Annotated in this window: 16 protein-coding genes; 8 read left to right on the top strand and 8 right to left on the bottom strand. The window is 66.7% G+C overall.

The window, feature by feature from the left end; genetic code table 11:
* Positions 1-23: 23 nt before the first annotated feature.
* On the top strand, positions 24-1,667 hold the full coding sequence (locus tag QP457_RS02590) for a Na+/H+ antiporter (RefSeq protein ID WP_099821572.1): 1,644 nt from the start codon (positions 24-26) through the stop codon (positions 1,665-1,667).
* A 110-nt stretch (positions 1,668-1,777) separates the two neighbouring features.
* Here QP457_RS02590 and QP457_RS02595 read toward each other — a convergent pair whose 3' ends face one another.
* Complete coding sequence (locus QP457_RS02595) at positions 1,778-2,029, bottom strand: DUF3297 family protein (protein WP_049466119.1); 252 nt, start codon at positions 2,027-2,029, stop codon at positions 1,778-1,780.
* Between the two features lie 90 nt (positions 2,030-2,119).
* Here QP457_RS02595 and QP457_RS02600 point away from each other — a divergent pair, with 90 nt between their 5' ends.
* Positions 2,120-2,662 (top strand): hypothetical protein, encoded by a 543-nt coding sequence (locus QP457_RS02600; RefSeq protein ID WP_025878402.1) that lies wholly within the window; start codon positions 2,120-2,122, stop codon positions 2,660-2,662.
* Between the two features lie 136 nt (positions 2,663-2,798).
* Here the strand turns inward: QP457_RS02600 and QP457_RS02605 are convergent, their stop codons facing one another.
* The 5 genes from QP457_RS02605 to msrB all read right to left on the bottom strand — a co-directional run bounded on the left by QP457_RS02605 (position 2,799) and on the right by msrB (position 6,132).
* Complete coding sequence (locus tag QP457_RS02605; protein ID WP_205405384.1) at positions 2,799-3,074, bottom strand: DUF4031 domain-containing protein; 276 nt, start codon at positions 3,072-3,074, stop codon at positions 2,799-2,801.
* A 13-nt stretch (positions 3,075-3,087) separates the two neighbouring features.
* Positions 3,088-3,597, bottom strand: coding sequence for a hypothetical protein (locus QP457_RS02610; protein ID WP_205405383.1), 510 nt, complete (start codon positions 3,595-3,597; stop codon positions 3,088-3,090).
* A 133-nt stretch (positions 3,598-3,730) separates the two neighbouring features.
* Complete coding sequence (motB, locus tag QP457_RS02615; protein WP_205405382.1) at positions 3,731-4,705, bottom strand: flagellar motor protein MotB; 975 nt, start codon at positions 4,703-4,705, stop codon at positions 3,731-3,733.
* 3 nt (positions 4,706-4,708) lie between these two features.
* Positions 4,709-5,563, bottom strand: a complete 855-nt coding sequence (motA, locus tag QP457_RS02620; protein ID WP_012509934.1) for a flagellar motor stator protein MotA — start codon at positions 5,561-5,563, stop codon at positions 4,709-4,711.
* 101 nt (positions 5,564-5,664) lie between these two features.
* Complete coding sequence (msrB, locus tag QP457_RS02625; RefSeq protein ID WP_089238439.1) at positions 5,665-6,132, bottom strand: peptide-methionine (R)-S-oxide reductase MsrB; 468 nt, start codon at positions 6,130-6,132, stop codon at positions 5,665-5,667.
* Between the two features lie 137 nt (positions 6,133-6,269).
* Here msrB and QP457_RS02630 point away from each other — a divergent pair, with 137 nt between their 5' ends.
* Positions 6,270-6,644, top strand: coding sequence for a classical arabinogalactan protein 4 (locus tag QP457_RS02630; protein ID WP_205405381.1), 375 nt, complete (start codon positions 6,270-6,272; stop codon positions 6,642-6,644).
* Positions 6,645-7,058: 414 nt separating this feature from the next.
* Positions 7,059-7,214, top strand: a complete 156-nt coding sequence (locus QP457_RS02635; RefSeq protein ID WP_205405380.1) for a hypothetical protein — start codon at positions 7,059-7,061, stop codon at positions 7,212-7,214.
* 57 nt (positions 7,215-7,271) lie between these two features.
* On the opposite strand, the gene QP457_RS02640 is transcribed toward QP457_RS02635, so the two are convergent.
* On the bottom strand, positions 7,272-7,751 hold the full coding sequence (locus tag QP457_RS02640; RefSeq protein WP_089241164.1) for an Lrp/AsnC ligand binding domain-containing protein: 480 nt from the start codon (positions 7,749-7,751) through the stop codon (positions 7,272-7,274).
* Between the two features lie 149 nt (positions 7,752-7,900).
* Between QP457_RS02640 and QP457_RS02645 the strand changes: the two genes are divergently transcribed.
* From QP457_RS02645 to QP457_RS02655, 3 genes are read left to right on the top strand one after another with little or no spacing between them, the layout of a single operon-like run.
* Entirely contained in the window at positions 7,901-9,205 is a 1,305-nt protein-coding gene (locus QP457_RS02645) for a D-amino acid dehydrogenase (RefSeq protein WP_205405379.1), read from the top strand.
* The gene (alr, locus tag QP457_RS02650; RefSeq protein ID WP_205405378.1) at positions 9,184-10,254 is read left to right on the top strand and encodes an alanine racemase; all 1,071 of its coding nucleotides are present in this window, start codon (positions 9,184-9,186) and stop codon (positions 10,252-10,254) included. Before QP457_RS02645 ends, alr begins: the two co-directional genes overlap by 22 nt.
* A gap of 54 nt (positions 10,255-10,308) precedes the next feature.
* Positions 10,309-10,458 (top strand): hypothetical protein, encoded by a 150-nt coding sequence (locus QP457_RS02655; protein WP_205405377.1) that lies wholly within the window; start codon positions 10,309-10,311, stop codon positions 10,456-10,458.
* Here the strand turns inward: QP457_RS02655 and QP457_RS02660 are convergent.
* Positions 10,442-11,008, bottom strand: a complete 567-nt coding sequence (locus QP457_RS02660; RefSeq protein WP_089238446.1) for a DUF3016 domain-containing protein — start codon at positions 11,006-11,008, stop codon at positions 10,442-10,444. The two genes, QP457_RS02655 and QP457_RS02660, sit on opposite strands and share 17 nt — an antisense overlap.
* Positions 11,009-11,258: 250 nt before the next feature.
* Here QP457_RS02660 and QP457_RS02665 point away from each other — a divergent pair, with 250 nt between their 5' ends.
* A complete protein-coding gene (locus tag QP457_RS02665; RefSeq protein ID WP_240196558.1) occupies positions 11,259-13,244 on the top strand; it encodes an ATP-binding protein in 1,986 nt (661 codons plus the stop codon).
* Positions 13,245-13,266: the final 22 nt, after the last annotated feature.

The raw sequence follows: 13,266 nt of genomic DNA on the forward strand, positions 1-13,266 counted from the left end.
CGCGCCGCTCCTGTGGAAGAAGCATGCACACCATCGAAGTCGTCCTGGCGATGCTGGTGGCCGTTGTCGCCAGCGGTTACCTGGTTCGCGTCCTGCCATTCTCGTTGCCGCTGCCGTTGGTGCAGATCGGCCTCGGTGCGGTAATCGCCGGGGTATTCAACCGCGGCCACGCGCTGGAACCGGAAGTGTTCTTCCTGCTGTTCCTGCCGCCACTGTTGTTCCTCGATGGCTGGCGCATTCCCAAACAGGGCCTGTTCCGCGACAAGGGCGCGATCCTCGAGCTGGCGTTCGGGCTGGTGGTGTTCACCGTGATCGGCGCGGGCCTGCTGATCCACTGGATGATTCCGGTGATGCCGCTGGCGGTGTGCTTCGCGTTGGCCGCGATCGTATCGCCGACCGACCCGGTGGCGGTTGGTGCAATCGCTTCGAAGGCGCCGATCCCCAAGCGCCTGATGCACATCCTCGAAGGCGAGTCGCTGCTCAACGATGCCTCCGGCCTGGTCTGCTTCCGCTTCGCGGTGGCGGCGGTGATGACCGGCACCTTCTCGCTGGCGACCGCCTCGCTGACCTTCCTGTGGGTGGCGGTGGCCGGCCTGGCCGTCGGCGTGGCGGTCACCCTCGGCGTGTCCACGTTCCAGCGCTGGCTGTGGCGCCGCTTCGGCGAAGAGCCCGGCGCGGCGATGCTGGTCAATCTGCTGATCCCGTTCGCGGCGTACCTGCTGGCCGAAGAGATCAACGCCTCGGGCATCCTCGCTGCGGTCGCAGCGGGTATTTCGATGAGCTACGTGGAAATGACCGGCCGTGTCTCGGGCAGCATGCGCGTGCAGCGCGCCGGCGTCTGGAACATGCTGCAGTTCAGCTTCAACGGCATCATGTTCGTGCTGCTGGGCGAGCAGTTGCCGGGCATCGTCGAACGCGCCACCACCACCATGAACGAGAGCGGCCACCAGAGCGCATGGTGGTTGCTGGTGTACGTGCTGGTGATCAACGCGACGCTGATCGCGCTGCGCCTGCTGTGGGTGTGGCTGTCGCTGCGCTGGAACCTGCTGCGCGCGCGACGCCGCGGCCTGGAGCATGGCGAGGCACCGAACTGGCGCATCGTGGTGGCCACCTCGGTGGCGGGCGTGCGCGGTGCGATCACCCTGGCCGGTGTGTTGACGCTGCCGCTGTTCCTGCCCGATGGCAGCCCGTTCCCGGCACGCGACCTGGTGATCTTCCTGGCTGCCGCGGTGATCCTGTGCTCGCTGGTCGGCGCCAGCGTGGCGCTGCCGCAGCTGTTGAAGGGCCTGCAGCTGCCGGCCGATTCGGGTGAGCGCAAGGAAGAGGATCTGGCCCGCAAGCTGTCCTCGAAGGCCGCGTTGGCGGGCGTGGAGCGCATGCGCCAGCAGCTGGTGCTCAACCAGAACACCGAGAACGTGCAGCTGTACAACGACGCCGCATCGCGGGTGAGCCTGCTGTATCAGCGGCATCTGGACCGCGACAACCCCGATGTGGATCCGGAAAAGGTGAACCGGATGGAGATGGGCTACCGCCAGCTGCGCAGCGCCGGTCTCAATGCCGAACGCGAGGAACTTTTCCGGCTGACCCGCCGCGGCGTGGTGTCGGACGAGATCGCGCGGCGGCTGATCCGCAACCTGGACTTGCTGGAATCGCGCAAGCGCGAGTGATGGGTCTGTTGTGTAGAGCCGAGCCCACGCTCGGCTGAGCTTTCCGTCCAGGTGCCATGACACCTGAGCAGACAGCAGCCGAGCGTGGGCTCGGCTCTACAAGGCAGCCGTCAGGCTTCCGGCTTCTGTTCCAGGAAGTAAGCCTCGACCTTGCCCTTGACCTTGATGGTCATCGGGTTGCCGCGACGGTCGCGGGCCTTGCCGGCCTGCACGCGGATCCAGCCTTCGCTGACCGAGTATTCCTCGACGTTGTCGCGCTCGACATCGTTGAAGCGCACGCCGACGCCGCGCTCCAGGGCCTGCGCATCGTGGAAGGGGCTGGCCGGGTTGATCGCCAGGTGGTCGGGAGGGGTATCGCTCATCGCTTCATTCACAGTGACGGCCACCACGGCCGGCTTCAGCGGTACAGGATAAACCGTAGAATGCCCACCTGCTCCCGAGGATGTTCCGCCATGCCTGACAACAGCGACTATTTCGACTTCGAGGAAGACGCCCACGATTTCGACGAGGACGACTTCGAGGCGCGGGTCTGGAATCTGCTGGTCCTGATCAATCCGGGCGACGAAGAGCTGGCCCTGCAGCAGTTCAACCGCTGGCGCGAGCATCTGTCCGAGGACGGCCAGCCGCTGGAAGCCGACAGCGATTGGCTGCCGGCGCTGTTCACCGCCATCGCCTGGCAGTCCGGCTTCGAGGTCGAACGAGATGACTTCGATTCGCTGCAGTCGGCGGTGAACGAGCTGTCAGCGCGCTTCAACCTGCAGCTGGACTGGGGTGGCGACCTGGACGATGAGGACTTCGCCGCAGACCTGGACGGCGTGCAGCTGATGAGCACCGCCTTCGACCGCCTGCGCGAGCACAACTACACGCTGTGGAGCGTGGATGCCGGCAACGACGGCTTCAGTGGCTGGATGGCGCTGACCCGCGATGACGACGCCCTGCTGGCGCTGTGCTCGCTGCTGAACGTGGAAGTGCGGCTGGGCAGCGACCCGTTCTGAGAGTCACCGGTAGCGCCGGGCCATGCCCGGCGGCTTCTCGCCGCGCTGGATGAATCGTGTCCAATGTGTCGCGGCAGGTTCCGCGCGCATTGCGATGCGTTCATGCCAATCGCGCCCTCGTGTTCCTTGGGCGCGCCTACGGCCTGTACTGCGCCCTGGCATTGGCGATCACCGCTTTCACCTGCGCGCGATCCACGTGCCGGGAAATGGCCACCGCGCCCAGCGCCAGCGCCTGCGCACGCAGCTCGGCGGTGACATCGTAATGCGCCCCGCTGGCCTTGTTCTGGAAGGCCCGCAAGGGAATGCCGAGCTGCGCCGCCATCGCGTGCAGCTCGGCCAGGGTATCGGCCATCAGGTGCGCCCAGCGCTGACCGCGCCAGGGATGCACCGCGTCATCGACGTAGACCGACACCGCCGCCGCCGGATCAGGCCTGCGGCTTGCCGTCGGCGTCGGCGGCCGTATCGGCCTCGGCGTCGGCAGCGCCTTCGGCGCCGGCAGTGTCCGCAGCCGCTTCATCGGCAGCGTCGCCTTCGGCCGCTGCGTCTTCAGCCTGCTCGCTGGCGAACTGGGCCACCAGCTTGTCCAGGTACTCCTCGGCGGTCTGGCCTGCTTCTTCGGCCAGCGTGTCGAGCAGCTTCTGCATCAGCTCGGAATATTCCAGGGTGACCTTGCGGCCTTCGGCTTCCTGCACGTTGGACAGGTGCTTGAGCATGGCCAGCATCGGCACCGGGTTGTCGGCGTTGCCCATGGTCTGGCCACCGATGGCCAGCAGCCACTCGCGGCCCTGCAGGCCGATGGCGGCCACGGCCTGGCCGTCCTCGTTGACCAGCACGGCATGGTTCTGCACCTGCTGCTGGGCGTTCAGACGGAGGAACGGGCGCTTGGCCTGGTGCTTCTTGCGCTTGTCGCGCTTGGCCTTGGAGGACTGGGACATGGGGTGGGATCACCTGGAATCGGAAAGACCGCCATTGTACTGGGTGCCGCGCTGCGCGCTCGCCGGGCATGGCCCGGCGCTACCTTTGGGCGTTGGGATCCGGTAGCGCCGGGCCATGCCCGGCGGAAACCGGTCAGCGGTCAGAGCCCTTTCCTGCAGAAAGGGATCCGACCCCTGCTGGCCCCTGCGCGGCCTGCACGTCCGGGTCCACGGTGGTCGCCGACAGGCCCACCTGCGGCCCGGCACCGGCCAGTGCGGCCTCTTCGGCGGCCTTGGTCATCACCACGATGCTGATGCGGCGGTTGATCGGGTTCTGCGGGTCGGTCCTGTCGAACAGCACCGACGAAGACAGGCCGACCACGCGGGTGATCTTGCCGTCGTCCATGCCGCCATCGATCAACGCGCGGCGCGCGGCATTGGCGCGGTCGGCGCTCAGTTCCCAGTTGCCGTAGCCGCGTGCGGCCGAATAGGCGGTGATGTCGGTGTGGCCGGTCAGGCTGATCCGGTTCGGCACGTGGTTCAGGTACTCGGCCAGCTCGTGCAGGATCTGCTGCGTGTACGGCTTGAGGGTGGCGCTGCCGAGGTCGAACATCGGCCGGTTCTGCTTGTCCACGATCTGGATGCGCAGGCCTTCCGGGGTCAGGTCCAGCAGCAGCTGGTCCTTGAACGGTTCCAGCGCCTGGCTGCGGCTGATCGCCTCCTGCAGCTCCTTCATCAACGCTTCCAGCTGCTGCTTGTCGCGCTGCTGTTCGTCCACCGGCTGCGGTATCGCCTTCTGCTGGTTCTGGAAGGGATCGTTGCTGTTGCCACGCGAGACGTCGGTGGCGCCGCCCAGCTTGATCATCGAGGTACTGGCGCCGCCCGGTCCGGCCATGCCCGGTGCAGGCGTCGCGCTGGAGCCGACCAGCGGGCTGGGGTTGCGGAAGTATTCGGAAATGGCCGCGCGCTCGGGCTTGCTGGTGCTGGCCATCAGCCACAGCACCAGGAAGAAGGCCATCATCGCGGTCACGAAGTCGGCATAGGCCACCTTCCACGAACCGCCGTGGTGGGCGGCGTGGCCGGCCTTCTTGACCCGGCGGACGATGACGGTGGGCTTGGTCTCGGCCATGGCTTACTTGACCGTCTTCAGGTGCTGCTCGAAGTCGGAGAACGCCGGGCGCACGTTCGACGGCAGCGTCTTGCGGGCGAACTCCAGCGCGATCTTCGGGTTGTAGCCGCGCAGGCAGGCCAGCAGGGCAGTTTTCACCGACTCGTAGATGCGGCTGTCCTGCTCGGCGCGGGCTTCCATCGCCGACGCCATCGGGCCGACGAAGCCGTAGCCCAGCAGGATGCCGAGGAAGGTGCCGACCAGCGCGCCGGCCACATGGCCACCCACTTCGACGATGTCGCCGCCGATCGAGCCCATGGTGATGACGATGCCCAGCACCGCCGCGACGATGCCGAAACCGGGCAGGCCGTCGGCGACCTTGGTCAGTACCTGCGATGGTGCCATCGCCTCGGCGTGGTGCTTCTCCAGCTCCAGCTCCAGCAGTGGCTCCAGCTCGTGCGGCTCGATGTTGCTGCCGATCATCAGGCGCAGGCAGTCGGTGATGAAGTCGATCAGGTGGTGGTCGGCCTGCACCTTCGGGTAGTTGCCGAACAGCGCGCTTTCGGCCGGGCGCTCGACGTGGTCTTCCAGCGCCATGAAGCCTTCACGGCGAGCCTTGTTGAGCAGTTCGTACACCAGGCTGAGGACATCGATGTAGTCCTGCTGCTTGTAGCGCGGGCCCTTGAACACGCCGACCATCGCCTGCAGCGTCTGCTTGACGGTCTTGGCCGGGGTGCCGACCAGGAACGCACCCAGTGCGGCACCGCCGATGATGACCAGTTCGTAAGGCTGCCACAGCGCCCCAAGGCGGCCGTGTGCGCCGAGGTAGCCGCCCAGCACGCTGATGATGACGACCAGGAATCCAACGATGATGAGCATGGCGCGACGCAAGGAGGGGGGATATCTCCTTGTCGGCCTGACACCGGTGTTTCTGAAGAGGGAATTCTGTGAAGTCGGTCAGCGGGCCATTTCGGCGGGTCTCAGCCCGCCACGCCGGCTTCCGCGCCGCCACGCTGCAGCGGATCGGGCCACGGCTCGCCGTTGCCGGTGAACGAAAGTGAGACCGAGTTCAGACAGTGGCGCTCGTAGGTAGGCGGCGGGCCGTCCGGGAAGACGTGGCCCAGGTGGCTGCCGCAGCGGGCACAGGTGATCTCGGTGCGGACCATGCCGTGGCTGCTGTCGCGGATCTCGCGCACATGCGCCGGATCGAACGGGGCGAAGAAACTGGGCCAGCCGGTGCCCGAATCGAACTTGGTGCTGGAGCGGAACAGCGGCAGTGCGCACAGCCGGCAGCAGTAGACGCCTTCGCGCTTGTTGTCGAGGAACACCCCGCAGAAGGGCGCCTCGGTGCCGTGCTGCAGCAGCACGCGGCGCTCCTCGGCGCTCAGCCCGGCGACCAGGGCTTCGGTCTGCGTGGCAGTGGGGGGCGTCAGATCGAAAGCGCTCATGCCGGCTCTCCGTGGGGTTGTGGCCTGGGATGCCGCAGACGTGGGGGTGTGAACACGCGCTTGCAAGTGTGATGGCCGTTCATGGCCGGCACACAGGGGCAGGCGCAGGGTGAACGTGGTTCACCCTGGAGCGCGCCATGAAACCCCGCCTTGTCCTGCTGCTGTCGGCCCTGCTGCCTCTGCTCGCCCAGGCGCAGGTGCCCACCGGCAATCCGACCGCCACCCGCAGCAGCTCGACGGTCGCACCGCCGCCTGTAACCCCGCCACCGCAGGCATCGCGCCCGCAGCCGCAGGTGCTGCCCTCGCCGCAGCCGGCACAACCGATCCGCTCGACCGGCCCGGCCCAGGTGACCCCCACGCCCGCACCGGCACTGCCGGACAAGGTCTACGACCGCAACGGCCGCATCGTTCCCGGCGTCAAACCGGCCGGCCCCAACCGCGTATTCGACTCGCGCACCGGCCGCTACTACGACAGCGTACCCACCGGCGACGGCCAGCAGATCAAGCGCTGACCCCAGCGCCCCAAACCGATCGCGTACCCATAGAGAGCGCAGCGACCCGCTGTCGCTCTTTTTTTTTTCTTTCCGTGGCTGGCGCCCGCATGAACCTGTCCAAGGCCGGGCGGGTGGGCTGTGCAGGGGCGTAAGCGCCATGGATGGCGCGCCCGAGCCTACAGGGACGTATTCACGGCGTCCCCTGCACAGCCCACCCGCCCGGCCCACGCGCAGCGCCGCACCAGGCCCCAGCCACGAGGGGCTCAGCCGTTGGCAGGAAACCCGCCACCCACATGAACGCCGGAAAACAGCCTCCGCCCTCCACACCCCGCATCACCCGTTTTTCGCCTGCGATTAACCGCGCCAGGACCACGGTGGACCTGCGCCGGCATCCCCGCCGTCGCGCTTCCCTCGTCCCCTTGGAATACGATCATGGCCAACCAGCAGAACCGTCATCCCGGCAAGGAACAGCAGGGCAAAACACCGCAGGAACAGCAGCGCCAGCAGCAGCAACAGCAACAGCAGCCGAACGAGCAGCAGAAGAAGAATCCGCAACAGGGTTCCATGAAGAACCCGCAGCAGCGCTGATGCAGCCAGGGGCCAGAGCCCGTGCTACGGGGTCTGGTCCCGCTGTCGCCGGTCGATTCAATCGGGAATCGGCAGCGACCAGGTCTCCTTGACCTCTTCCATCACGATGTAGCTCTTCGATTCACGCACATGCGGCAGGGTAAGCAGAGTGCTGCCAAGCAGCTTGCGATACGAGGCCATCTCGCTGATCCGCGCCTTCAACAGGTAGTCGAAATCGCCCGACACCAGATGGCATTCCAGTACGTTGGGCAGCTTCAGTGCCGCCCGCCGGAACTCCTCGAAGATGTCACCGGATTTGTAGGCCAGGCTGATCTCCACGAACACCAGCAGGCTCGCCTTCAGCGCCGACGGGTCCAGGTGGGCGTGATAGCCGGTGATCACCGCTTCGCGCTCCAGCCGGCGTACGCGCTCGGTGCACGGGGTGGTCGACAGACCGACCCGTTCGCCCAGCTCGGTGAAGGAAATGCGGCCTTCGCCCTGCAGGATGCGCAGGATCTTGCGGTCGATCTTGTCCAGTTCGCGGGGGCGGGTGGTCATGGCCGTCAGCCTCGGGGAATGAATCAGAGGAAAATATCCTGCCTGCATTCCTAAAATCAGGCAAATCACCTAGGAACGGAAGAATATACTTCCCCGATTATGGCCCCTGCGCACACAAATGCAGGGAATGATCGGGTTGGAGAATTTCCATGCGAGTCCTAGTTCTCGGCAGCGGCGTGATCGGCACCACCAGTGCCTGGTACCTGCGACAGGCCGGGTTTGAAGTCACGGTCGTCGACCGCCAGCCCGGTCCCGCGCTGGAAACCAGCTTCGCCAATGCCGGCCAGCTGTCCTTCGGCTACACCTCGCCGTGGGCCGCTCCGGGCGTGCCGAAGAAAGCCATCGGCTGGCTGTTCGAAAAGCACGCACCGCTGGCGATCAAGCCGGGCATGGACCTGGCCCAGTACCGCTGGCTGTGGCAGATGCTGCGCAACTGCACCCACGAGCGCTACGCGATCAACAAGGCGCGCATGGTGCGCATGTCCGAGTACAGCCGCGACTGCCTGAACGAGCTGCGCGCGCAGATCGGCATCGATTTCGAAGGGCGCGACCTGGGTACCACCCAGTTGTTCCGCACCCAGCAGCAGCTGGATGCATCGGCGCAGGACATCGAGATCCTGGCCCAGTACGGCGTGCCGTACGAAGTGCTGGATCGCGCCGGCATCATCAAGGCCGAGCCCGCGCTGGCCCACGTCGATGGCCTGGTCGGCGCGCTGCGCCTGCCGCGCGACCAGACCGGCGATTGCCAGCTGTTCACCCGCCGCTTGGCGCAGATGGCGGCCGAAGCGGGTGTCGAGTTCCGCTACGACCAGGACATCACCGGCGTTGAATTCGACGGTGACCGCATCACCGGCGTGCGGATCGGCGGCAAGCTGGAAACCGCGGACCGCTTCGTGGTCGCACTGGGCAGCTATTCACCGGGGCTGGTCGCGCCGCTGGGCATGCGCCTGCCGGTGTATCCGCTGAAGGGCTACTCGCTGACCCTGCCGATCACCGACCCGGCGATGGCGCCCACCTCGACCATCCTCGATGAGAGCTACAAGGTTGCGGTGACCCGCTTCGACAACCGCATCCGCGTCGGCGGCATGGCCGAAGTGGCTGGTTTCGACCTGTCACTGTCGCCGCGTCGCCGCGAGACGCTGGAGCTGGTGGTGCGCGATCTGTACCCGAAGGGCGGCGACCTGGCCAAGGCCGAGTTCTGGACCGGCCTGCGCCCGGCCACGCCGGACGGCACGCCGGTGATCGGCGCCACGCCGTTCCGCAACCTGTTCCTCAACACCGGCCACGGCACGCTGGGCTGGACCATGGCCTGCGGCTCGGGCCGCTACCTGGCCGACCTGATGAGCGCGCGCCAGCCGCAGATCAGCACCGAAGGCCTGGATATCTTCCGCTACGGCCAGTACCGCCACACCCCGCAACATGAGAACCGCACATGCGTCCTGCCCGCGCGCTGATCGATCTGGGCGCACTGCGCAGCAACTACCGTCTGGCCCGTGAACTGGGTGGTGGCAAGGCGTTGGCGATCATCAAGGCCGATGCCTATGGCCACGGTGCAGTGCGCTGCGCGCAGGCACTGGAAGGCGAGGCCGACGGCTTCGGCGTGGCCACGATCGAAGAGGCACTGGAGCTGCGCCAGGCCGGTATCCGTGCACCGATCCTGCTGCTGGAAGGCATCTTCGAGCCCAGCGAGATGGCGCTGGTGGCCGAGCATGACCTGTGGTTCTCGGTCGGTTCGCCGTGGCAGCTGGAAGCGCTGGCCGCGTTCGACAGCCCACGCCCGCTGACGGTGTGGCTGAAGCTGGATAGTGGCATGCACCGGCTGGGCCTGGACGTGGCCGGTTTCCGCGCCGCGCACGCACGTCTGTCTGCACTGCCGCAGGTGGCGCGCATCGTACTTATGACCCACCTGGCACGCGCCGACGAGCTGGACAGCGAGCGTACCCATGAGCAGGCCGCGACCTTCGTCGAGGCCATCGAAGGCCTGCAAGGCGAGACCAGCGTCTGCAATTCGCCGGCGCTGCTGGGCTGGCCTGACGTACGCAGTGACTGGGTGCGCCCGGGCCTGATGCTGTACGGCGCAAACCCGCTGCCGGACAACAGCGAGCTGACCGCGCGCCTGCGCCCGGTGATGACGATGCAGTCCAAGGTGATCGCCGAGCGCTGGATCGAGGCCGGTGAGCCGGTCGGCTACGGTGCGCGTTTCGTCGCCAAGGCACGCACACGCGTGGGCGTGGTCGCACTGGGCTATGCCGATGGCTATCCGCAGTTCGCGCCCAATGGCACCCCGGTGCTGATCGATGGCCAACCCGGTGGGCTGATCGGCCGGGTGTCGATGGACATGCTGACCGTGGACCTGACCGCACATGCGCAGGCCGGGGTCGGCAGCGTGGTGGAACTGTGGGGCACAGCGCCGACGCTGTCCGAGCTGGCCCCGCGCTGCGGTGTCAGTGCCTACCAGCTGCCGTGCGGCGTCAAGCGCGTGGCACGTGTCTACCAGGATTGACCGGCGCTGCGCACGGTTCTGGTAGCGGCCGACCTTGGTCGGCGCTTTGAATGTGTGTCGACCAAGGTCGACACCTACCGGATCGATCAGGCGCTGCGCACGGCTCTGGTAGCGGCCGACCTTGGTCGGCGCTTTGAATGCGTGTCGACCAAGATCGACACCTACCGGTGGGTCGCGCTGCGCGGGGTTACCGGGCAGCGGTGACGCGCGAGGTCAGCTGGCGCTTCACCCAATCATCGATCAGGCGCTTTTCATAGCGCAGCGGATCGGTATCGCTCTTCAGGCCGATGTTGTGCAGGTAGCCGCTGTCGCTCAGGCGGGCGTCGCCTTCATCGATGATGCGCCCGCTGGCATCCTTCAGCGTGTACTGCAGGGTGATCCGCGGCGGGTAGATGTCGCGCATGATCCGGATATCGCTGCCGCGCGGGCCGTGCCAGGGCTCGTAGTCGCCCGCGCGCTTGATATCGACCAGGGTCACGTCCAGCGTCTGCCCGGCCTGCAGGGGCTTGGCGGCGCTGGTCTGTACGTAGCGTGCCAGCTGCTGCACCCAGTCACCGCGTTCAGCCTCGAAGCGGTTGCTGCTCTGGCGGAGCTCGGTGAATTTCGCCGGATCGTCCCACTTCACGCTGACCGGGCCATCGGCCTGCAGCGCGCGCGGCGCGTCGGGCGCTGTTACCGTCCGCGGCGCGGCGGCCACGCTGCCCACGGCAAGCATGCCGGCCAGCAGCAGGGCGGTTGAAAGCGAACCTTTCATGGCAGTCTCCTGCGTCCCCGAAGCGGGGAGGATGATGATCTCGGATCGAGTGTGATCCCGCCGCAGGGCCGCAGCAATGGCCAAGAGCGTCAGATGCGTCAACAGTTGCCGCCAATTCATGGTCGTCAACCCTGACTGACGGCGCTTGACGCTGTGAATACGCCCTCTGGAAGATGCTGTACCTCCATCCGGTCTTTTCTTCCCCACGCCCTTGTCCACATTGCCGCCCCTCGTGGAGCGCTCACCCTTGATGGTGCCGGCGCCCGAACCCGACCTGCACCATGGCGTGCTTGAGCGCATCCACGCAGGTTTCTGTGTGATCCAGGTGCTGTTCGACGGCGACGAGGCGATCGATTACCGCTTCCTTGAGGTCAACGATGCCTTCGAACGCCATACCGGCCTGAAGGATGCCTGCGGCAAGCGCATGAGCGCGCTGGAGCCACAGCACGAAGGCGACTGGTTCCGGATCTACGGCGAAGTGGCGCGGACCGGGCGACCGGCGCAGTTCGAGATGGACGCCCGTGCCCTCGGGCGTTCGTTCGCGGTGGATGCGGTGCGTGTCGGCCGGCCGGGCGATGACCTGGTGGGCGTGCTGTTCTTCGATGTGACCGCGCGCAAGCAGATGGAAGTGGAGCTGGGCGAGAGCGAGGCGCGTTTCAGTGCACTGGCCGATGGTTTGCCGATGCCGGTGTGGGTGCTGGACGAGCGCGGCCATGCCCGCTTCGTCAACAGTGCCTTCAGCGAGTTCTTCGGCGGCGACGAGAACCGTGTGCCGGAAGATGTCTGGCGCGGTCTGGTGCATCCCGACGATGCGTCGGTGTTCGAGTACGAACTGCAGGAAGCGCTGAAAGCGCAGCGTTCGATGCATGCCCTGGTACGCGCCCGTCGCGCCGATGGGCAGTGGCGCTGGCTGGAAATGAACGCCCGTCCGCGCTTCTCGCGGATGGGCCGTTTCATCGGTCTGGCCGGTAGCAGCCCGGACGTCACCGAGCGTCGCGAGATCGAACTGGCGCGTGAGGAGCTGCTGCAGTCCGAGCGCGCCGCGCGCAGTGCGGCGGAGAACATGGCGCGGCTGAAGGACGAATTCCTGGCCACGCTGTCGCACGAACTGCGCACGCCGCTGACCACGATCCTGGGCTGGAGCGAACTGCTGCTGCAGCGCGTGGATTCCACCAGTCCGCTGTACAAGGGCCTGGGCGTGATCGCCAACAGTGCGACCGCGCAGAAGCGGTTGATCTCGGACATGCTCGATCTCAGCAGCATGCTGCTGGGCAAGGTGCAGCTGGAAGTGGAAGTGCTGGATCTGCGCGACCAGTTGAACGAAGCGATGGGCGCGCAGGAGCTGGTGGCCGAGGGCAAGGCGCTGGACGTCACCCTGCAGTTGCCGGCGCAGGCCTGCCAAGTGCTGGGCGATGCCACCCGCCTGCAGCAGGTGTTCTGGAACCTGCTGTCCAACGCGATCAAGTTCACCCCGGCCGAGGGCCGCATCGACGTGCAGCTGCAGGCCGATGGCAACTATTGGACGATCACCGTGCGCGATACCGGCGACGGCATCGCACCGGAGTTCCTGAACCACCTGTTCAGCCGCTTCCGCCAAGCCGACGGCACCACCACCCGCCGTCATGGCGGTCTGGGCCTGGGCCTGGCGATCGTGCAGCAGCTGGTGGAGCTGCACGGCGGTACGGTCAGCGCGGCCAGCGATGGCCACGGTCACGGTTCCACCTTCACTGTGCGCCTGCCGCAGCACCTGCCCGATGCCGAACGGCGACCGCTGCGTGAGGTCGTCAGCGGTCCGATCCTGGAACCGATGGTGGTCGAACCGTACCCGCTGCGCGGCCTGCATGTGCTGGCGGTGGAAGATCAGCCAGAAGTGCTGGAGTACCTGCGGCGCATGCTGGAAGAGCAGGGCGCCAGCGTATCTGCGGCCAGCTCTGCGGGCGAGGCACTGGCGCTGCTGGCCGACAATGGCCACCTGCAGTACCACGTGCTGCTGACCGACATCGGCATGCCGGGCATGGATGGCTATGGCCTGGTGAGCACGCTGCGCGAGGACCTGGGCGTGGATGCCACGGCATTGCCTGCGGTGGCGGTGACGGCACTGGCGCGTGCTGATGACCGTCGCCGTGCGTTGGCCTCGGGCTTCCAGGAGCATGTGGCCAAGCCGTATTCGGTGGCCCAGTTGGTGGGTGTCGTGCGGCGCGTGCAGGCCACGCGCGGGGACAGCCTGCTGCACTGAGCATTCACGGCCAATCGGCGAT

The organism is Stenotrophomonas sp. As-7 (assembly GCF_030291015.1).
Taxonomy (GTDB): domain Bacteria; phylum Pseudomonadota; class Gammaproteobacteria; order Xanthomonadales; family Xanthomonadaceae; genus Stenotrophomonas; species Stenotrophomonas lactitubi.